The 20,643-nt window shown below is 62.6% G+C and carries 20 protein-coding genes; 15 read left to right on the top strand and 5 right to left on the bottom strand.

The window, feature by feature from the left end; genetic code table 11:
- The first annotated feature begins 131 nt into the window (after window positions 1-131).
- Entirely contained in the window at window positions 132-1,622 is a 1,491-nt protein-coding gene (locus BUA38_RS30890) for a winged helix-turn-helix domain-containing tetratricopeptide repeat protein (RefSeq protein WP_244553107.1), read from the top strand.
- A gap of 121 nt (window positions 1,623-1,743) precedes the next feature.
- Here the strand turns inward: BUA38_RS30890 and BUA38_RS30895 are convergent, their stop codons facing one another.
- Both BUA38_RS30895 and BUA38_RS30900 read right to left on the bottom strand, forming a co-directional pair.
- Entirely contained in the window at window positions 1,744-2,409 is a 666-nt protein-coding gene (locus tag BUA38_RS30895; protein ID WP_072826568.1) for a uracil-DNA glycosylase, read from the bottom strand.
- 155 nt (window positions 2,410-2,564) lie between these two features.
- The gene (locus BUA38_RS30900) at window positions 2,565-3,194 is read right to left on the bottom strand and encodes an NYN domain-containing protein (RefSeq protein ID WP_072823991.1); all 630 of its coding nucleotides are present in this window, start codon (window positions 3,192-3,194) and stop codon (window positions 2,565-2,567) included.
- On the opposite strand from BUA38_RS30900, the gene BUA38_RS37275 reads away from it, so the two are divergent.
- The 13 genes from BUA38_RS37275 (at window position 3,178) to BUA38_RS30960 (ending at window position 16,172) form a co-directional block, all read left to right on the top strand.
- Complete coding sequence (locus tag BUA38_RS37275; RefSeq protein ID WP_156898814.1) at window positions 3,178-3,390, top strand: hypothetical protein; 213 nt, start codon at window positions 3,178-3,180, stop codon at window positions 3,388-3,390. The two genes, BUA38_RS30900 and BUA38_RS37275, sit on opposite strands and share 17 nt — an antisense overlap.
- A 158-nt stretch (window positions 3,391-3,548) precedes the next feature.
- Window positions 3,549-3,941, top strand: a complete 393-nt coding sequence (gene rpoZ / locus BUA38_RS30905; protein WP_024512695.1) for a DNA-directed RNA polymerase subunit omega — start codon at window positions 3,549-3,551, stop codon at window positions 3,939-3,941.
- A gap of 322 nt (window positions 3,942-4,263) precedes the next feature.
- The gene (locus BUA38_RS30910) at window positions 4,264-6,603 is read left to right on the top strand and encodes a RelA/SpoT family protein (protein ID WP_072823993.1); all 2,340 of its coding nucleotides are present in this window, start codon (window positions 4,264-4,266) and stop codon (window positions 6,601-6,603) included.
- A 30-nt stretch (window positions 6,604-6,633) separates the two neighbouring features.
- Complete coding sequence (locus BUA38_RS30915) at window positions 6,634-7,392, top strand: pyridoxine 5'-phosphate synthase (RefSeq protein ID WP_072823995.1); 759 nt, start codon at window positions 6,634-6,636, stop codon at window positions 7,390-7,392.
- The gene (gene acpS, locus BUA38_RS30920) at window positions 7,389-7,808 is read left to right on the top strand and encodes a holo-ACP synthase (protein WP_072823997.1); all 420 of its coding nucleotides are present in this window, start codon (window positions 7,389-7,391) and stop codon (window positions 7,806-7,808) included. The genes BUA38_RS30915 and acpS overlap by 4 nt, the downstream gene beginning before the upstream one ends.
- 311 nt (window positions 7,809-8,119) lie before the next feature.
- Window positions 8,120-8,878: a signal peptidase I gene (lepB, locus tag BUA38_RS30925; protein ID WP_072826570.1), complete on the top strand. Its 759-nt coding sequence runs from the start codon at window positions 8,120-8,122 to the stop codon at window positions 8,876-8,878.
- On the top strand, window positions 8,875-9,690 hold the full coding sequence (gene rnc / locus BUA38_RS30930; protein ID WP_083587844.1) for a ribonuclease III: 816 nt from the start codon (window positions 8,875-8,877) through the stop codon (window positions 9,688-9,690). Before lepB ends, rnc begins: the two co-directional genes overlap by 4 nt.
- Complete coding sequence (gene era / locus BUA38_RS30935; protein ID WP_072823999.1) at window positions 9,683-10,612, top strand: GTPase Era; 930 nt, start codon at window positions 9,683-9,685, stop codon at window positions 10,610-10,612. Before rnc ends, era begins: the two co-directional genes overlap by 8 nt.
- A gap of 45 nt (window positions 10,613-10,657) precedes the next feature.
- The gene (locus BUA38_RS30940) at window positions 10,658-11,023 is read left to right on the top strand and encodes a hypothetical protein (protein ID WP_072824001.1); all 366 of its coding nucleotides are present in this window, start codon (window positions 10,658-10,660) and stop codon (window positions 11,021-11,023) included.
- A 59-nt stretch (window positions 11,024-11,082) separates the two neighbouring features.
- The gene (gene recO / locus BUA38_RS30945) at window positions 11,083-11,832 is read left to right on the top strand and encodes a DNA repair protein RecO (RefSeq protein ID WP_072824003.1); all 750 of its coding nucleotides are present in this window, start codon (window positions 11,083-11,085) and stop codon (window positions 11,830-11,832) included.
- Window positions 11,833-12,078: 246 nt separating this feature from the next.
- Complete coding sequence (gene parC / locus BUA38_RS30950; RefSeq protein WP_072824005.1) at window positions 12,079-14,331, top strand: DNA topoisomerase IV subunit A; 2,253 nt, start codon at window positions 12,079-12,081, stop codon at window positions 14,329-14,331.
- A gap of 136 nt (window positions 14,332-14,467) precedes the next feature.
- Window positions 14,468-15,274, top strand: coding sequence for an N-acyl homoserine lactonase family protein (locus BUA38_RS30955; RefSeq protein WP_244553336.1), 807 nt, complete (start codon window positions 14,468-14,470; stop codon window positions 15,272-15,274).
- 43 nt (window positions 15,275-15,317) lie between these two features.
- Window positions 15,318-16,172: an alpha/beta fold hydrolase gene (locus tag BUA38_RS30960; RefSeq protein WP_083587845.1), complete on the top strand. Its 855-nt coding sequence runs from the start codon at window positions 15,318-15,320 to the stop codon at window positions 16,170-16,172.
- A gap of 152 nt (window positions 16,173-16,324) precedes the next feature.
- Here BUA38_RS30960 and BUA38_RS30965 read toward each other — a convergent pair whose 3' ends face one another.
- Both BUA38_RS30965 and BUA38_RS30970 read right to left on the bottom strand, forming a co-directional pair.
- Window positions 16,325-17,512: an MFS transporter gene (locus BUA38_RS30965; RefSeq protein ID WP_072826572.1), complete on the bottom strand. Its 1,188-nt coding sequence runs from the start codon at window positions 17,510-17,512 to the stop codon at window positions 16,325-16,327.
- 79 nt (window positions 17,513-17,591) lie between these two features.
- Window positions 17,592-17,903, bottom strand: a complete 312-nt coding sequence (locus BUA38_RS30970; protein ID WP_072824009.1) for a hypothetical protein — start codon at window positions 17,901-17,903, stop codon at window positions 17,592-17,594.
- A gap of 139 nt (window positions 17,904-18,042) precedes the next feature.
- Between BUA38_RS30970 and BUA38_RS30975 the strand changes: the two genes are divergently transcribed.
- The gene (locus tag BUA38_RS30975; protein ID WP_072824011.1) at window positions 18,043-19,302 is read left to right on the top strand and encodes an adenylate/guanylate cyclase domain-containing protein; all 1,260 of its coding nucleotides are present in this window, start codon (window positions 18,043-18,045) and stop codon (window positions 19,300-19,302) included.
- Here BUA38_RS30975 and BUA38_RS30980 read toward each other — a convergent pair.
- Window positions 19,299-20,537 carry an MFS transporter gene (locus tag BUA38_RS30980; protein ID WP_072824013.1) on the bottom strand — a complete coding sequence of 413 codons (1,239 nt, stop codon included), beginning with the start codon at window positions 20,535-20,537 and terminating at the stop codon, window positions 19,299-19,301. The two genes, BUA38_RS30975 and BUA38_RS30980, sit on opposite strands and share 4 nt — an antisense overlap.
- Window positions 20,538-20,643 lie beyond the last annotated feature (106 nt).

A 20,643-nucleotide genomic window follows, 5' to 3' on the forward strand; every position in this document is an offset into this window, starting at 1 on the left:
CTTGATTTTGCTATATCATACTGCCGCGGGTATTCGCCGGCCTGACAATCAGGGGGGCACCTAAGCTGCTATTTTCATTTAATAATTGTTCAGTTGACACGGACCGGCGCGAGCTGCGCCATGAGGGAGAATTGCGCCCCGTCGAGCCGCAGGTCTTTGACCTGTTGGAATTCCTGATTAAAAACCGCGATCGGATGGTGAGCCGGGACGACTTGCTGGCGGCAGTTTGGAACGGGCGCATCGTTTCGGAATCGACGCTGGCGAGCCGCATCAATGCGGCCCGAACTGCCATCGGCGATAATGGTGAAGATCAGCGATTGATCCGGACCGTTTTGCGCAAGGGCATCCGCTTTGTGGGCGCAGTGCGCGAAGAGGAAAAGCCCGTCGTAGCAACGACAGGCGTTGCCACGGAACAAGCAAGGTTCGCGCTGCCTCTGCCGGATAGGCCCTCGGTCGCTGTGCTTCCCTTCTCCAACATGAGCGGCGATTCCGAGCAGGATTATTTCGCCGACGGCATTTGCGAAGACATCATCACCGGCTTATCCAAGCTGCGCTGGTTTTTTGTGATCGCGCGCAATTCGACGTTCATCTACAAAGGCAGGGCTGTCGACATACGCCAGGTCGGGCGCGAACTCGGGGTGCGCTACGTCCTGGAGGGGAGCGTCCGCAAGGGCGGCAGCCGCGTGCGCGTCACCGCCCAGTTGATCGACGGCGCGACCGGCAAGCACCTCTGGGCTGACCACTACGATCGCGATCTGACCGACATTTTTGCGCTCCAGGACGAGATCACCAAGAAGGTTGTGGCCGCAATTGAGCCTAAGCTGCTGGAGGCCGAAGGCATCCGTTCGCAAAACCGCTCGCCGGAAGACCTTGATGCCTGGGACATGCTGATCCGTGCCAACTCGCTGTTTTGGCGGCTGACCAAGGACGAGAGCCAAGCCGCAATTGCGATCCTTAAGCAGGTCGTCGAACGACATCCCTTCTACGCGCCGGCCCACGGTATGTTGGCCTTTATGTTGTTGGTGTCGCGTCAGGGTGGGTGGCACTTGATGGAGCCGCAGATTGCCCAAGCCACGACCCTCGCCGCCCGCGCAGTGGAGCTCGACGACAGCGACCCATGGGGGCATCTCGCCTTGGGCTTCGTGGCCTTCACGAGGCGGCAAACCGACGAGGCAGTGGAGGAATTTCAGCGCGCGCTCGATCTCAACCCGAATTTCGCTGCCGCCTATGGCTTTCTCGGCTGCGCGCTCGCCTTTGACGGTCGATCCGATCAGGCCATAGACCACATTGAGCAAGCCATCCGAATGAGCCCGCACGATCCCCAGAACGCGTTACTCAACGCGGCCCTCGCTGCTGCTCATTATCAGGCGGGTCGCTATGTCGAAGCTGTCGGCTTCGGCCGTAAAGCCATTCAACAGCGATTCGAATTAACCAACGGGCATCGAATTTACGTCGCCAGCCTGGCCCAGGCGGGCCAAATTGATGATGCTCGCTCAGCTCTCGCGCGACTACAGGAATTGCATCCTGAGAATTCGATTGCCTGGATCGAGCGCAACGTCCCTTACACGCCGGGACCGATGGCAAAATTCCTCGAAGGCTTCCGCAAGGCAGGGCTGCGATAGCCCCGGCGCTCGGCCTCGCGAATTGCTGCATTTGGGCTTTTGGGCAGTGCTGTGATGTCCGATTCGAGTCTGTAATGCGTACCGAAGTCCGTCGAGTACTCTGAATTTATGGGTCCACGCCCTAGTTAAGATCAGCCCGCACTTTGGCGAACACGCTGCGAAACATCTCGGGCGTCAGCACGCCGGTGTTCGTGTTGTAACGCGAGCAGTGATAGCTGTCATAAAGCCGGAACCGGCCGGCCTCATGCACCGCGCCATGCCCAAACGGTGCGGTCACGGCGCGAATACCCAATGTCTTGATGGTCGTGTCGTGCGCGATTCGGCCCAGCAAAACCATCGCCTTGAGCTTTGGCATGCCCTCGATGGCAGAAACGAGAAACGGCCGGCAATTGGCGATCTCCGCGGGCAGGGGCTTGTTCTGCGGCGGCACGCAATGCACGCCGTTGACGATCCGGCAATCGACCAGCGTCAGGCCGTCATCGGGCCGGGCCTGATAGGTGCCCTTGGCGAAGCCATATTCGATCAGGGTGGCGTAGAGCAGGTCGCCCGCATAGTCGCCGGTGAACGGGCGCCCGGTGCGGTTGGCTCCCTGCAAGCCCGGCGCAAGGCCGACGACCGCAAGCTGACCGTTCTGGTCACCGAACGCAGGAACCGGGGCGTTGAACCACTGCGGGTTTTGGGCGCGATTGGCTGTGCGGAAGGCGACGAGCCTTGGACACAATGGGCAGTCGCGATCGGGCTCGATTCCAGGCGGGCGCGGAAGCCGCTTAGCCGGCCTAGCGCCCACTTTCCGAAGTTCGTGCTCCACCTCAGCAGCCCCCTTTCACGAACTTCGGAAAGTTATGGGCACTAGCAAATCTTAATATTCTGGTGCCGCTCCTCCATTTGAAATTCCTGGGCGGAGTTTGCCGCTTGCGGTGCAGGAATTTCAAATGGGCGGCGCTAGTCGTCGAAGTCTTCGGCATCGCCCCTCGAGGCCAGCGTCGTCGCCCGTTGCAGGAACTGCGGGGCATGATGGCGAGGTTCGCGGGGCGCAGGGCGTTCCGACGGGTCGCGTCCGAGTTTGGATTGCAGCTCGACCAGGTCGGTGAAGACGTCGGCCTGGCGGCGCAATTCGTCGGCGATCATTGGCGGCTGGCTCGAAATCGTCGAGATCACGGTCACCCGCACGCCCCGCCGCTGCACGGCCTCGACCAGCGAACGGAAGTCGCCGTCACCGGAGAACAGCACGATCTGGTCGACATGCTCGGCAAGCTCCATCGCGTCGACGGCAAGCTCGATGTCCATGTTGCCCTTCACCTTGCGGCGGCCGCTCGCATCGATGAATTCCTTCGTTGCCTTGGTGACGACGGTGTAGCCGTTGTAGTCGAGCCAGTCGATCAGCGGGCGGATGGAGGAGTATTCCTGATCCTCGATGATGGCGGTGTAGTAGAACGCCCGGACCAGCGTGCCCCGACTTTGGAATTCCTTGAGAAGGCGCTTGTAGTCAATGTCGAAACCGAGCGTCTTGGCGGTAGCGTAGAGATTGGCCCCATCGATAAAGAGCGCAATCTTATTGGAAGCGGGTGACATTCATAGTTCTCACAAGGTTGTTTCCGGCAAGCTTTTTGGCACGGCGGCAGAGCCCCGCGCATTAATGATCATGCTGCTGGTGCCCTGCGGTGTCCAGACGCCGCCGGAAATAGATAGGTCGAAACAACCGGAAGTGGATTTTGTCAACGCAATGAAGCGTTTTCTTGTCCGTGCCGATGTTTATGACAAGATGTGACAGCTCGAAACCGTCTTGCTGCCGGGGTCCCCAATGTGGGTTATCAGAGCAATTTATGTAGGCCAAATCACAAATTATTCTTGCGAAATGGCCCCCGGCTCTATAACTACCCCAAAATAATCACATATTTCCTCCCTCAAATAACGGAGCGACAGTCGATGGCTCGCGTCACCGTGGAAGACTGCATTGATAAGGTCGACAACCGATTCGACCTCGTCCTGTTGGCCGCACATCGCGCCCGTATGATTTCGTCCGGATCGCAACTTACGGTCGATCGGGACAACGACAAAAATCCGGTTGTATCGCTGCGTGAAATCGCGGATTCGACGATATCCCCGGAAGATTTGCGCGAGGAACTGGTTCATTCCTTGCAGAAATTCGTCGAGGTGGACGAGCCGGAGCCCGATACGGTTCCATTGATCGGTTCGGCCGGCGCCAGCGTCGATGCCGACGACACCGAAGTCGCGGTCGAGCGCATGACCGAGGAAGAACTGTTGAAGGGTCTCGAAGGGCTCGCGCCGCCGGAAGAGCAGCCGGAAGAGGACGAGTAATCGTTTGGATTACGTCTGAAGGGTTTACCCTGTCAGCCTCACTCGGTTGTTGAATTCGAAAGGGCCCGGACCATCGTTCCGGGCCTTTTGCGTTCTGACGCGCCATTTTTTGTTTACCATCTGCCGCGGCAGTGGCCTGAGGCCGCCGCAAATTGTCTCCTATTTGAATCGCCAACGGCCGATTTCTCATTAAACTATCGTCTCGTTTCCCGAGAGCCGGCGTGTCCTCGAGGGTGCCGTCCGGCCGGGGAACCCACTACATTAACCCTATCGGGGGCAAGCAGACCGTATCCAGCGGGGCTGCGGGTGGGAGGTGTTGACGATGGCGCAGCGGCGCCAAAACTCGGAGCAGATGCAGGCAGCGAGCCCGGTCTCGGTGGCCGCGCCTTCGCCTGCGCCGGCCGCTAGCTCGGCTGCGCCGGGCTCTCCTTCGGCTGCGCCAGCCCTGGAGGGCAGGCCCGCCAAGTCGCGCGCGCGCATGATGCGCCAGTACGACCTGGTCGAACGCGTCCGATCCTACAACCCCGACACCAATGAAGACCTTCTCAACCGCGCCTACGTCTATGCGATGAAGGCGCACGGCTCGCAAACGCGGGCGTCCGGCGATCCCTATTTCTCCCATCCGCTCGAGGTCGCGGCGATCCTGACCGACCTCAAGCTCGACGATGCCACCATCGTCTCGGCGCTGCTGCACGACACCATCGAGGACACCGAGGCAACGCGCGCGGAAATCGACCAGGTGTTCGGCCAGGAGATCGGCGCGCTGGTCGAGGGCCTCACCAAACTGAAACGGCTCGAGCTCGTATCGCGCGAAGCCAAACAAGCCGAGAACCTGCGCAAGCTTCTGCTGGCGATTTCCGACGACGTGCGCGTGCTCCTGATCAAGCTTGCCGACCGCCTGCACAACATGCGCACGCTGGAATTCGTGCCGCCGGCATCGCGTCGGCGCATCGCCGAGGAGACGCTCGACATCTATGGGCCGCTTGCGGGGCGCATGGGCATGCAGGAGATGCGAGAGGAACTCGAGGATTTGTCGTTTCGTACCCTCGATCCGGAAGCCTATTCGGTGGTGCGGCAGCGGCTCGATTCGCTGGCCGAGCACAACCGCAACCTGATCGGCGAGATCGAAAGCCAGCTCTCGAAGGACTTTCAGAAGAATGGCGTGAAGGCGCATGTCTACGGCCGCCGCAAGCAGCCCTTCTCGATCTGGACCAAGATGCAGCGCAAGTCGGTCGGCTTCGAGCAGCTCTCCGATATTTTTGGCTTCCGCGTCGTGCTGAAGGACGTCGAAAGCTGCTACCGCGCGCTCGGCATCGTCCACACCACCTGGCCGGTGGTGCCCGGCCGCTTCAAGGACTACATCTCGACGCCGAAGCAGAACGACTACCGCTCGATCCACACCACCGTGATCGGTCCGGGAAAGCAACGCGTCGAGCTGCAAATCCGCACCGAGGAGATGGACCAGATCGCCGAGCTCGGCATCGCCGCGCATGTCTTCTACAAGGACCTTGCGGAATCGCCGACCGAGCGGCTGAAACACGAATCCTCGGCCTTCGCCTGGCTTCGCCGCACCATCGCGATCCTGTCCGATAGCGCCAATCCGGAAGAATTTCTCGAACACACCAAGCTCGAGCTGTTCCACGACCAGGTGTTCTGCTTCACGCCGAAAGGCAAGCTGATCGCACTGCCGCGGCAGGCCAATGTCATCGACTTCGCTTATGCCGTGCATACCGACGTCGGCAACAGCGCGGTCGGCTGCAAGATCAACGGCAAGTTTGCGCCGCTGTCGTCGGAATTGCAGAACGGCGATGAGGTCGAGGTGCTGACCTCCGACGCCCAGTCATCGCCGCCGTCGGCATGGGAATCGCTGGCCGTCACCGGCAAAGCGCGCGCCGCGATCCGCCGGGCGACGCGTACGGCGGTGCGGGACCAGTATGCCGGGCTGGGCCGCCGCCTCGTCGAGCGGCTGTTTGCCCGCGCCAAGATCGAATATGCCGACGACAAGCTGAAGGGCGCGCTGCCGCGGCTGGCGCGCGCCTCGGTCGACGATGTCATGGCCGCGGTGGGACGCGGCGAAATGAAGGCCTCCGACGTCGCGCGTGCGATGTATCCCGACTACAAGGAAGAGCGCGTGGCGCGCTATGGCGCCAAGAAGGGCCTCACCGACAAGCTCAAGACGAGCGGGCCGGTCGGGGTCGGGAAGAGCCTTTCCGCCATCCCGATCCGCGGCATCAATTCGGACCTGCCGATCAAGTTTGCCCCCAACGGCGGCGCGGTGCCGGGCGATCGCATCGTCGGCATTGTCTCCCCCGGCGAGGGCATCACGATCTATCCGATCCAGTCGCCGGCGCTGAAAGACTTCGAAGAACAGCCGGAGCGCTGGCTCGATGTGCGCTGGGATGTCGATGAGTCGACGCCGCAGCGCTTTCCGGCGCGAATCGTCGTCGACAACGTCAACGAGCCCGGAAGCCTCGCCCAGATCGCCACCGTGATCGCCGAGCACGACGGCAATATCGACAATATCAACATGTCCCGCCGCTCCCCCGATTTTACCGAGCTCACCATCGATCTTGAGGTCTATGACCTCAAGCATCTCAGCGCTATTATCGCCCAGTTGCGCGCCAAGGCCGTCGTCGCTCGCGTCGAGCGCGTCAACGGGTAATTTGGCTGCTGGATTGTCTCGGTGAACTCCATGGTCCCCCCACCGCTACGTCTTGGAGTAAACGTCGATCACGTCGCCACGCTGCGCAATGCGCGCGGCGGTGCGCGGCCTGATCCGGTGCGCGCGGCGCTGCTTGCGATCGAGGCCGGCGCCGACGGCATCACCGCGCATTTGCGCGAGGACCGCCGCCACATTCGCGATGAGGATATGGCGCGGCTGAAAGCCGAAATCTCCAAGCCGTTGAATTTCGAAATGGCGGCGACGGACGATATGCTCCGGATATCGCTTGCGACGAGGCCGCACGCGGTCTGCCTGGTGCCGGAACGGCGGGCAGAGCTGACCACGGAGGGCGGGCTTGACGTGGTCGGTCAGCACAATGCGCTGGCGCCATTCATCGCGCGATTGAACGATGCCGGCATCCGGGTGTCGCTGTTCATCGCCGCCGATCCCGCCCAGATCGAAATGGCGGCCAAACTGCGGGCGCCGGTCATCGAGATACACACTGGCGCCTGGTGCGACGCGGTGGTCGATGGTCATGCCGGGAAGGCCGACGCCGAATGGAAGCGCATCGTTGCGGGCGCGGCGCTGGCGCGCGCGGCGGGCCTTGAAGTGCACGCCGGCCACGGCCTGGATTACACGACCGCCGAGCGAATCGCGGCGTTGCCCGAAATCGCCGAACTCAACATCGGCTACTTCATGATCGGCGAGGCCTTGTTCGTTGGCTTGAGCGAAACAGTTCGGGCGATGCGGGCCGCCATGGAGCGGGGCCGGAAGGCGGGCAGGGCATGATCATCGGTATTGGCTCCGACCTGATCGACATCAGACGGGTCGCCAAGGTCATCGAGCGCCACGGCGACCGCTTTCTCGACCGGATCTTCACCGACGCCGAGCGCGCCAAGGCCGACCGGCGGGCCAAGAATCAGAACATGGTGGTGGCGACCTACGCCAAGCGCTTTGCCGCCAAGGAAGCCTGCTCGAAGGCGCTCGGGACCGGGATCCGGCAAGGGGTCTGGTGGCGGGACATGGGCGTCATCAACCTGCCGGGCGGCCGGCCGACCATGCAACTGACCGGCGGGGCGCTGGCCAGGCTGGAGGCGCTGACCCCGGTCGGATTCGAGGCCAAAATCGACCTCAGCATCACCGACGATTGGCCGCTGGCGCAGGCTTTCGTCATCATTTCGGCCTACGATGCACGCAAGGCATAGCGTGGTTGCAAGTGCGCCTGATCTAAAACAAAAAGGTCATATTTTACAATGGCTTGTGAAATCTTGATAAAGCTGTTGATTGCGCGACTCCCCACAACCGTCTAAAACGCAAGGCGCGTTCGGACCAAGTCCCGCATTATCAGAAACCAGTGGTCCGATTCGAACATTCGCATCGCTTCCCAGCAACCATTTTTGCGAATGCCAGAATCGAAGCCATATCCTTGACGCGAAGCATGTGGCTGGTCGCGCAGAGGATCATTTCTGCCGCTATCGGCGCGGCTGGAATTAAGAAGCAGGAAGTTAGGGAATACATGAGCGTGACATCCAGCACCAAATCCGAAGGCAGCCTGGGCGAGACCATCCGCGTCATCGTTCATGCCCTGCTGATCGCGCTCGTCATCCGCACGTTCCTGTTTCAGCCTTTCAACATTCCGTCGGGATCGATGAAGGCGACGCTTTTGGTCGGCGACTATCTGTTCGTCTCGAAATATTCCTACGGCTATAGCCACTACTCGTTTCCACTCTCTCCGCCATTATTCTCGGGCCGCGTCTTCGGTTCCGAGCCTGCGCGCGGCGACATCGTGGTGTTTCGTCTGCCGAGAGAAGACTCCACCGATTACATCAAGCGCGTGATCGGGTTGCCGGGCGATCGCATTCAGATGAAGGAGGGCCTGCTCTATATCAATGACACGCCGGTCAAGCGCGAGCGTTTGAGCGATTTCGTCGGCGAGGACCCTTGCGGCTCGGGCGCCACCGCGCGGGTGAAGCGCTGGAAGGAGACGCTGCCCAACAGCGTCACCTACGAGACGCTCGACTGCATCGACAACAATTCGCTCGACGACACGCCGGTGTACACCGTGCCGGCGGGCCATTTCTTCATGATGGGCGACAACCGCGACAATTCCACCGACAGCCGCGTGCTGTCGGCGGTCGGCTACGTGCCGTTCGAAAACATCGTCGGCCGGGCCCAGATGATTTTCTTCTCGATCGCCGAAGGCGAACACGCCTGGATGATCTGGCGCTGGCCCACCGCGGTGCGGTGGAATCGCATTTTCAAAATCGTGCGATGAATCAAGACGCATCCGATATCATCCCCCCGTTGGCGGCCGGCGAGGCAACTCCGCACATCGAAGCCGGCCGTGAGGCTGCGCCGGCGAAAAAGAAGCGGCCGAGGTCGGGCTCCAAGGCGGCCACTGCAGCGCTGGAGGCGCGGATCGGGCACAAGTTCGCCGATTCAAGTTTGCTCGCAACCGCGCTGACCCACGTTTCCGCGCTCAAGCCGTCGCGCAAGCGCGGAGACAGCTATCAGCGTCTCGAGTTTCTTGGCGACCATGTGCTCGGGTTGATCGTATCCGACATGCTCTACCGTGCCTTTCCGAATGCCGATGAGGGCGAACTCTCCAAGCGCCTGGCCGATCTTGTGCGCAAGGAAAGCTGCGCCGACGTCGCCAAGACGCTTGGGTTCGTCGACGACATCAAGCTAGGGGCGGTCGGCGCGGGCGTCGGCGCGCGGTTGCGCAAGTCCGTGCTCGGCGACATCTGCGAGGCGGTGATCGGCGCGGTGTTTCTCGACGGCGGCTATCAGGCCGCCGCGCAGTTCGTCGAGCGAAACTGGTCCGAGCGGATGCACAAGCTGCGGCGGCCGTTGCGCGATCCCAAGACCACCTTGCAGGAATGGGCGCAGGGCAAGGGCCTGCCGACCCCGGTCTATCGCGAGATTGAACGCACGGGCCCTCATCACGATCCGCAATTCCGTATCGCGGTCGAATTGCCCGGACTTGAATCGGCTGAGGGTACCGGCGGCAGCAAGCGCGCCGCCGAGAAGGCCGCGGCCTCCGCGATGATCGCGCGCGAGGGCGTTGGCGGCGGCGGCAATGACTGAAGCCTCGCCGGATGACGCCGCGCCGCCAGCTACGAGATGCGGCTTCGTCGCGCTGATCGGCGCGCCCAATGTCGGCAAGTCCACGCTCGTCAATGCGCTCGTTGGCTCCAAGGTCACGATCGTCTCGCGCAAGGTGCAGACGACGCGGGCGCTGATCCGCGGCATCGTGGTCGAAAACAACGCGCAGATCATACTCGTCGATACGCCCGGCATCTTCGCGCCGAAGCGGCGGCTCGACCGCGCCATGGTGTCGATCGCCTGGAGCGGGGCGCATGACGCCGATCTCGTCTGCGTGCTGCTCGATGCGCGTGAAGGTCTGGACGCGGAGGCGGACGCGATCCTCACCAAGCTCGCTGACGTCGCGCATCCGAAGATTCTGGTCATCAACAAGATCGATCTCGTTGCCCGCGAGAAGCTGCTCGCGCTTGCCAAGGCCGCCAACGATCGCATGGCCTTCGCCCAGACGTTCATGATCGCGGCGCTGTCGGGCGACGGCGTCGACGATCTGCGAACTACACTCGCCAGCATGGTGCCGCCGGGGCCGTTTCATTATCCGGAAGACCAGATGTCGGATGCGCCGATCCGGCACCTCGCCGCAGAAATCACCCGCGAGAAGATCTTTCAGAAATTGCACCAGGAACTGCCGTATCGCTCCACCGTCGAGACCGAAAGCTGGACCGAACGCAACGACAAATCCGTACGCATCGAGCAGACGATCTATGTCGAGCGCGAGAGCCAGCGCAAGATCGTGCTCGGCAAGGCCGGCGCCACCATCAAATCGATCGGCGCGGATGCGCGCAAGGAGATCGCCGAGATCATCGAGCAGCCCGTGCATTTGTTCTTGTTCGTGAAGGTGCGCGAGAACTGGGGCGAGGATCCCGACCGCTATCGCGAGATGGGGCTCGAGTTCCCCACCGAATGATCGCGGAAATGCTTTAAGAAAACAAAGAGACTGTTGGCGTCGCCGATGAAAGTTCCGAACAACGTCGTCTGGTTCGAAGTGCTGCTGTATTTGTCGCTGACGCTGGATGCGCTGTCCGTCGCGTTCGGGGATCGCGGCAGCGTAGGCGATCTGCTGGCGCCGATGTTCCTGGAAGCCGGCCTGATCCTGTTGCTGGTTTATTTCGTTCATCTCGCGGCGCAAAAGCGCAAGAACTGGCCGCGCTGGGTGCTGACGGCGCTGCTCGTGCTTTCGGTGTTGTCGCTGCTGCCGGAACTGGCCGAAAACGGCATCGAAATCGGCAGCGGCATCGAACTCGTGTCCTGCGTTCTGACCGCTGTCGGACTCTATTGCTCCTATACCGGCGACGCGCGAGGCTGGTTTAACGCTTAAGTGTTGAGCGCGCGGCTCCCGAGGCTGCGTCTTCGATCGGAATCCGGTAAACTTGACCGATGGAATGGACTGACGAAGGCATCGTGCTGGGGGTGCGGCGGCATGGCGAATCCTCCGCCATCGTCGAACTGCTGACGCGCAGCCATGGCCGTCACCTCGGCCTGGTGCGCGGCGGCGCGGGAAAACGGATGCGGCCCTTGCTGCAACCCGGCAACAGCGTCACGGCCGTGTGGCGGGCGCGGCTCGACGAGCACCTCGGCTATTACCTGATCGAGGGCACGCGGCTGCGCGCGGCGAACCTGTTTGGCTCGTCGCATGCGGTCTATGGCGTGACGCATCTAGCCTCACTGGCGCGGCTGTTGCCGGAGCGCGACCCGCACGAAGACATCTACGAGATGCTCGATCACACGCTCGACGATTTCGAGGACGCCAGCGGCGCGGCCGCGCATCTGATCCGCTTTGAACTTGCCATGCTCGCCGAACTCGGCTTCGGGCTCGATCTCGAGACTTGTGCGGCGACGGGATCAACGACCGATCTCGTCTACGTCTCGCCGAAATCGGGCGGGGCGGTGTCACGCAGCGCCGGCGCGCCGTTCCACAGGCGGCTGTTGCGGCTGCCGGCATTCCTGCGCCAGAGCGAGGAGGGCGTTTTCGTCTGGACCGAGCAGGATCTGCGCGATGGCTTTGCCCTGACGGGACTTTTTTTGCTCCGCCATGTGCTGGAGCCGCGCGGGCAGGGCCATTCCGACGCCAGAGACGGCTTTATCAACGCCGTAACGCGTCCGCGCGCCAAGCTCGCGGTTTCGTAACCTCACTAGTGGAGTGGATTTGACATTCGCTATCTACCCAACCGCAAACTCCGGAAGCGAATGTTAAATCCAAAACTCCACTAGAATCATATATTTTGCTAGTGGTCCTTTGATTTAACATTCGCAAAAGTGGCTGCCGAGAAGGGATGCGAATGTTAAAATCGGACCGCTAGCAGCCTAAATTGGGCCACTGATTCGCAGAACAAACCCTGCTTCTTGCTTACCTGTACTGGATAACGATTTCTCATGGGAAAACGAACCCCGCCGCCTGAGCCGGCCGAAGTCCACGAGGTCATGCTGCGCGACGCTCTCGAAGAGCGCTATCTCGCTTATGCCCTCTCGACCATCACAGGTCGCGCACTGCCGGATGCGCGCGACGGGCTGAAGCCCGTGCACCGGCGCATCCTCTACGGCATGCGGCTGCTCAATCTTAATCCGACCGCTGTTCCCAAGAAGTCGGCGAAGATCGTCGGCGACGTCATGGGTTCGTTCCATCCGCATGGCGACCAGGCGATTTATGACGCCATGGTGCGCCTCGCGCAGAATTTTAGCTCGCGCTATCCGCTGGTCGACGGCCAGGGCAATTTCGGCAATATCGACGGCGATAATCCCGCCGCCTACCGCTACACCGAAGCGCGCATGACCGACGTTGCGCGCCTTCTTCTCGAAGGTATCGATGAGGATGGGGTCGAATTCAAGCCGACCTACGACAGCACCGCTAAAGAACCTGTGGTCCTTCCGGGCGGGTTTCCGAACCTGCTGGCGAACGGTGCGCAGGGAATTGCGGTCGGAATGGCGACCTCGATCCCGCCGCACAATGCCGCCGAGCTTTGCGATGCGGCACTGCACCTGATCGACAAGCCCGATGCGAAATCGAAATCGCTTCTGAAATGGGTCAAGGGTCCGGATTTCCCGACCGGCGGCATCGTCGTCGATTCCAAGGAATCCATCGCCGAGGCCTACGTCACCGGGCGTGGCTCGTTCCGTGTCCGCGCCAAGTGGGAGCAGGAAGAGGGTGCGCGCGGCACCTGGGTCGTCGTCATCACCGAGATTCCGTACCTGGTGCAGAAGTCGCGGCTGGTCGAGAAGATCGCCGAGCTTCTCAACGAGAAGAAGCTGCCGCTGGTCGGCGATGTCCGTGATGAATCCGCCGAAGATGTTCGTCTCGTGATCGAGCCCAAGTCGCGCGCCGTCGATCCCGAACTGCTGATGGAATCGCTGTTCCGGCTCAGCGAGCTGGAAAGCCGGATTCCGCTCAACCTCAACGTGCTGATCAAGGGCCGGATTCCCAAGGTCGTCGGCCTTGCCGAATGCCTGAGGGAATGGCTCGACCATCTGCGCGATGTGCTGATCCGTCGTTCCAACTACCGCAAGGAGCAGATCGAGCACCGCCTGGAGGTGCTCGGCGGCTTCCTGATCGCCTATCTGAATATCGACAAGGTGATCAAGATCATCCGCACCGAGGATGAGCCGAAGCCGGTCTTGATCAAGACGTTCAAGCTGACGGAGGTCCAGGCCGAAGCCATCCTCAACATGCGCTTGCGCAATTTGCGCAAGCTGGAAGAGATGGAGATCCGCGGCGAAGACAAGGAGCTCCGTGCCGAGCTGAAAGGCATCAAGGGAATCCTGGCTTCAGAAGCCGAGCAATGGACGAAGGTCGGCGAACAGGTGCGCAAGGTCCGCGACATGTTCGGATCGAAGACGCCGCTCGGCAAGCGCCGCACGCAATTCGCCGACGCGCCGGAGCACGATCTCGCCGCGATCGAGGAAGCCTTTGTCGAACGCGAGCCGGTGACGGTCGTGATCTCGGAAAAAGGCTGGGTGCGTACGCTCAAGGGTCACGTCGCTGATCTTTCGGGGCTCACCTTCAAGACCGACGACAAGCTCGACCACGCTTTCTTTGCCGAGACGACGTCGAAGCTGCTGGCGTTCGGCACCAACGGCAAGTTCTACTCGCTCGATGTCGCAAAACTGCCGGGCGGCCGCGGCCACGGCGAGCCGATCCGCATGTTCATCGATCTCGACCAGGATGCGGCGATCGTGTCGACCTTCATCAACAAGGGCGGCCGCAAGTTCCTGATCGCAAGCGGGGAAGGGCAGGGCTTCATCGTCAACGAGGATGACTGCGTCGGCAATACCCGCAAGGGCAAGCAGGTGCTCAATGTCGAGGTGCCCAACGAAGCCCGCGCGATCGCGGTCGTCGCGGGCGATCGCGTTGCGGTGATCGGCACCAACCACAAGATGGTGATCTTCCCGCTCGATCAGGTGCCGGAAATGGCGCGTGGCCGCGGCGTACGCTTGCAGAAATATCTCAAGGCCGAGCTGTCTGACGTCGCTGTGTTCGATGCCAAGGAAGGCCTGAGCTGGAAGGATTCCGCCGGCCGCGATCAGAGCATGACGACGAAGGAGCTGTCCGACTGGAACGGCAACCGCGCCGACGCCGGCCGTCTCGCGCACGGCCTGCCGAAGTCGAACAAGTTCGGCAAGGCGGTGGAATAATACTCGACCCCCGTGTGATCTGACGGCGCCGCCCCATTGTTCGGGCGGCGTCTGTCACGATAGAGTGGTATGCAAGGCCTCATAAGAGCCGAAGCAGCGAACCACAAAACCGGGGAGAAGCAGCGTGAACAGAGCCATTGGTCTGGCGGCCGTTTTGGGCCTTGCGGCGATCGGCCTGGCCGAGCCCGCAAATGCCGGCGTCGAGAAGCTTTACATCCTCAATTGCGGCGAGGGCCCGGCCGGCGACATCTCGCGCTGGTCGCCCGGCGTCAACGAAGGCAAGTCGATGGACTTCGTCGACAACTGCTATCTAATCAAGCACTCTCAAGGCTGGTTCCTGTGGGACACCGGCATTCCGGATGCGGTAGCCGACATGCCGAATGGCCTTACGCCCGCCGATCCGAAGGCGGTCACCTGGCATCGGCCGAAGAAGCTCGCCGCCCAGCTCGAGCAGTTGGGCGTGAAGCCGTCCGACATCAAGGCAATGGCGATCTCGCACACCCATCCCGATCATATCGGCAATGTCGAGATGTTCCCCAATACGATGCTCTATGTGCAGAAGGCGGAATACGAGTGGCCGGGCGCCAACAACGCGCCGCGCTTCAAGCCGGAACATCCTGTGACCAAACTTGAAGGCGACCGCGATGTGTTCGGCGACGGCAGCCTCGTTATTCTCGCGACCCCGGGTCACACGCCGGGGCACCAGTCGCTGCTGGTGAAGCTGCCGAAGACCGGCGGGGTGATCCTTTCCGGCGACGCCGTTCACTTCAAGAGCAATTGGGAAAACCGCGGCGTGCCTGCCAACAATGTGAGCAAGGAACAAACGCTGGCGTCGATGCAAAAGATCGCGGATCGGCTGACGCAGGACAAGGCGATGCTCTGGATCAATCACGACAAGGCCCAGCGCGATAGCTTGAAAATGTCGCCGGAGTCTTATGAGTGAGGTGATTTCACCGCTCGATAGCCTGCGCCGTCGGAGGCGCACCATGGCAGCGGCGCTCGCCGTTGCATGGACGACGATTGTTGCGCTTCCCGCGCAAGCCGAACCCGAGTGGAAAATCGCTTTTTACGACGACATCCGCATTGAAGTCGCAGCGGAAGGCCGCGGGCCGCTCATTGTCATGTTGCCCTCACGCGGCCGCGGTGCCGAGGACTTCGACGACGTCGCGAACGAGCTGGTCAAGGCCGGTTTTCGCGTGTTGAGGCCGCAGCCACGTGGCGCTGCGCTCAGCCTCGGGCCGATGCAAAATCTAACGCTTCACGATCTCGCCCGCGATATCGCCGTCGTCATCCGCAACGCCGGCGATGGCGGTCCCGCCATCATCGTCGGACATGCGTTCGGCAGTTGGGTCGCGCGCATGACGGCGATCGATCACCCCGAACTGGTGCGTGGCGTGGTGATGGTGGCCGCCGCGGCCAAGGCCTATCCCGTCGGTTTCCCAGGCGCGAAGGAGTTGTCGGAAGCGGTACAAAAATCCGGCGACTTCGCGCTGCCGACCAGCGAGCGGCTGAGGTATCTGCGACTGGCTTTCTTCGCGCCCAATAGCGACCCGAGGGCCTGGCTTCAGGGCTGGCATCCGGCGGCAGACGAAGTGCAGTTGGCCGCCGGCCGCGCCACCAAACAGTCCGAGTGGTGGTCGGGCGGCGGCGTGCCTCTGCTCGACCTTCAGGGCGAGCTCGACCCATTCAAGCCGCGCACCATGTCGAACGAGATGCGCGACGAATTCGGCGAGCGCGTTTCCGTCGTCGTGATCCCGGATGCGAGCCATGCGCTGGTTCAGGAACAGCCGAATGCTGCGGCTGCCGCAATTCTCGGCTGGATCGCCAAGCTGCCGCAGTAGAGCGTTTCCAAGCGAAGCATGCCCTCGGACTTGCCGCCTTCGCTGAAGCTTCGGCGGCCGGGTGAGCTAGTGGCCCGGCGAAGCCTTGGCGGCGACGTGATCCGGGGGGTGGGTACCGGTTCGCGTGAAGAAAGCGCGTCAAAATAAAATCGCTAACCGCCTGCCGCCTCGGATTCTGACCGGCCGGAATCCGGCCGCAACAGACAGAGCGCCAGCAACGCCGCGAGGCTGAGCGCGGACGACACCAGCAGGACCTTGATGCCGATCAGGTCGATCAGGAGCCCGAACGCCAGGGGTGCTGCCGCCTGCGCCATGCGTGCCGGCGCGCCGATCAGGCCGAGGCGATAGCCGTAATCCTTCGGTCCGAAGATCGCGAGCGGCAGCGTGCCGCGCGCGATCGTCAGAATGCCGTTGCCCATGCCGAAGAAGACCGCGAACGCGCCGGCGGCTCCGCCACCGGCGACCGCGAGGATCGCCGCCCCGATCGGATGGGTGAGACAGGCAAGCCGCGTCGAGACCAGCGGATGATAGCGCTTGAGGAATGTGGCCTCGAGAATGCGCGCGAATACCTGTGCCGGGCCGAATAGCGCGCCGGCCGCCACCGCCTGCACGGCCGTGGCGCCGCCAGCCTCGAGAATGCGCGGCATATGCGCCGCCATTGCGCCGGTCACCGTCCAGCCGGCGGCAAAGGTGAAGGCGAGCAGGATCATGGTGCGATCGATCGGGATCTGCGGTTTGACCGCGTCGACCGCGGCCGCCTTCGCGCCCGCAACTTTCGGAAGCACGAAGAAATTGAGCGGCAGGCCGATCAACAGGTGCGCCGCCGCCCAGGCAAAGCAGGTGTCGCGCCAGCCGATATGGTCGAGCCCGAACGCGGTCAGCGGCCATCCGACGGTAGAGGCAAAACCCGCCATCAGCGTGATGCCGGTGATCGGCCCGCGCGCCGCGTCGCCATAAATGCGGCCGAGCGCGGCGAACGCCGCATCGTACAGACCAAACCCCATGCCGATGCCAAGCAGCAGCCAGGCCAGCAGCAAAACCGGAATTGAGGTGGTGACGCCGAGCAGAATCAGGCCCGCGGCGATGGTGAGGTTCGAGGCGCAGAGCACCGGTCGTCCGCCGAACAGATCGATCTGCCGGCCGACGCGCGGGCCGAGCAGCGCCGAGATCACGAGCGCGGCCGAGAAGGCCGCGAAAATCCAGTTGGCGGACATGCCGAGGTCATGGCCGATCGGATCGGCGAGGATTGCGGGCAGGTAATAGCTCGAGGCCCAGGCCAGCGTCTGCGTGGTGCCGAGCGCGACAACGATCGGAAGCCGGCGGTTGGAGTCGGACGCCATCAACATTCCCAAAAAGGCGTCATTCCGTCAGCGCCTTCGTTTCCAGATGTGTATCGCCGGGCATGGGTGGGTTTGTGCTTCAATCGCCCTTGCCGCGCTCCTTGATGATGAAGCCGGTTGCCATCATCGCGATTGCGCCGATCACCGCGCCCGTCAGCGCTTGCGAGGCGAAGATCTGGACCTGCGTCGGCTCGTTCAGGCTTCCGTTCGCAGTGACCACGGTCGAGGCGTATTTCTGCAACAGCAGCCCGCCCAGACCGCCCGTCACGATGCCGACGAGACTATGGCCCCAGAAACCGAACCGGTGCTCATGGGCGACGGCAGAAGCGATGTTCGATCCGACCAGACCGGCCACCGTCTGGATGATCAAATTGGCAAACGTCCACTCCATTTGATGGAGCCCCCTTATGAATTTTCAAGATCGTCCTCCCCCCAAGGTCAATCAACTCAATTGATGCCGCTCGTCAAGCAGGGCGGCGCGCAGAGGGTCGGACTATCGCGCGCCACGATCGCACGGCATAATCCACTCCATGGAAATTGCTACCCGCGTCGGGTTGATGAACTGGCTGGTCAGCCAGGGCCTCACCGGTTTGCCCGAAAACGATCTGATCCGCGGCTTCTGCGAGCGCTGCCGCGCCGCCGGCCTTGATCTATCGCGCTGCCTCGTCTTCATCGACACGTTGCATCCGATCTTCGAGGGCCGCGGCTTTCGCTGGAACGACATCGAGACCAACGAGACCGACCGCTTTGAATACGGGCCGACCGACGAGGGCGATGCGTCGCGAAACTGGCGGCGTTCGGTGTTTTATCACATGCTCGAGCAGGGGCACGACGAGATCAGGATCGATCTTGCCGAGCACGCAAAGCTCGATTTCTCGCTGCTTCCGGACTTGGCCGAAAAAGGCCATCGCCATTTCATCGGCTTTGTCCATCGCTTCGGCGAAACCGGTGCGCTCGGGCAGATGGATTGTTTTTATTCCTACTGGCTGACCCGGCGCGAAGGCGGCTTTGACGACCGCGAGCTCGACGCGTTACGCGACCTCGTCCCGGTCTTGGGAATGGTGGTCAAATCGGCCCAGCAGGTCGACATCGTGCGAACGCTGGGGCGGGTGTACCTCGGGCGCGACGCATCGGAACGGGTCCTCCACGGCAAGATTTCGCGCGGCGTCACCGAGCAGATCAATGCGGTATTATGGTTTTCCGACCTGCGCGGCTCGACCTCCATCACCGAAAGCATTCCGCCCGACGAAATCATCCCGTTTCTCAACGATTATGCGCAGGCCGCGATCGATGCGATCCACGATTCCGGCGGCGATGTGCTGAAGCTGATCGGCGACGGCGTGCTGGCGATGTTTACCAGCGAAAACCTCGGCCAGGCTAAGCGGGCGGCGCTGCGCGCCGAGCATCGCTTTCGCCTCAACATGATCGGGCTCAATGCGACGCGTGGCGCCGAGGGCAGGGCGGTCACCTCGGCCTATGTCGGCCTGCATGTCGGTGAGGTGTTTTACGGCAATATCGGCCACGACGACCGGCTGGATTTCACCGTGGTGGGACCAGCGGTGAATGAAGTTAGCCGTATCGCCTCGATGTGCCGTTCGGTCGACCGCGAACTTCTGGTCTCGGAGGCCTTTCGCGAGGGCCTGGATGCGGCCGGGCGGCGTTACCTGGTGTCGACCGGCCGCTTTGCCCTGCGCGGCATCGGGCGCGCGCAGGACCTCTATACGTTGGAGCCAGCCATCTCGACCGATGAAGTGTTGGCCGGCCAGTACGAGCGTTACTTAAAAAGTTAAGCGCACTCTCCGACCATGTCGGGCTGCCGGTCCAGCGCGACCGCCGGCGACATCAGGATCACCAGCGCCTGCACTGCAAAGATCGCCGTTGCCAGGTAAAGACAGGCCTCCGCGCCGGAGAGCCAGCCGATGAGGGCGCCGAGCGCTGAACCCAGCGGACGAGCGCCATAGCTCAAGATGTTGATCGCCGATACGCGGCCGAGAAGCTTTGACGGCGTCACCGACTGTCGCAGCGTCGTGGTGGAGATCACCCAGAGGATCGGGCCGACGCCGAGCAGGAAGAAGCTCAGGCCCGCGAGAGAGGCCGAGGGCACGACCGTCGTCAGCGCCATGGTTGCGGCCGCGACGAAGCCGGTGACGGGCCCGAGCGCGATCACGGTGCCGAAGGCGAGGCGCCGCATGATCCGGGTGGCCGAGAGGGCGCCGACGGCCATGCCGACCCCGAACATCGCCATCGTCACGCCGACGCCGGCCGCCGAAAGGTTCAGGCGATGCACCGCATAGGGCACGAAGATCGCGAGCAACAGGAACCAGCCCGTGTTGAAGATGAACTGCGTGACGAAAACCGGCCGCAGCAATGGATGATGCAGCACGAACGCCGCGCCTTCCTTGATCTCGTGCAGCGGATGCCGCCGCGTGACCGCCGCCCGCTGTGGTTCGTAAAGACCGGACAACAGCACCACCGCGACGACGGAGAGCGCCGCCGCGACCGCAAAGGCCGGAGCTGCGCCCAGCCAGCCGACGAGAACACCGCCGAGCGCGGGGCCGCTGGCGAAGGCGATGGTGCGGGCGAGTTCGATCCGGGCGTTGGCCGCGGGCAATTGCTGCGAAGACACCAGCGAGGGAACCAGTGCCGGCGCCGCCACGCTGTAGACGACCGTTCCGCACACCGCGACGAAGCCGGCGAGTGCGAGCAGCGGCAAGGTCAGCTGGTGCAGACCGATCAACAGCAGGATCGCGAGCAGGGCGACCGCGCGCAGGGCCTCCGCGCCCGCCATCAACCGCCGCCGCGAGATGCGGTCGGCCAGAAGTCCCGCCGGAATCGCAAACAGGATGAACGGCAGCGTCAGCGCGGTCTGCAACAGGCCGGTCTCGCCTTCGCCGACGCCGAGCAGCAGCACCGCGACGATGGGTGCAGCCGCGAGCGCGATCTGCTCGGCCGATTGGGCGGCCAGGTTGGACCAGGCGAGCCGGTTGAAGGTCGAGGGCAGGGAAGCGGCTTCGGGGGCGGACATGGCATTTCCTTTTGGGGGCGATTTCATTTGTCCCCCCTGACGTGGGCCTGCGGGCTCCTCAAACCCACCCGATTTCGGATTCGAACGACGATGAACGCAGATGCAG

Origin of the sequence: Bradyrhizobium erythrophlei (genome assembly GCF_900142985.1) — a bacterium.
GTDB lineage: Bacteria > Pseudomonadota > Alphaproteobacteria > Rhizobiales > Xanthobacteraceae > Bradyrhizobium > Bradyrhizobium erythrophlei_B.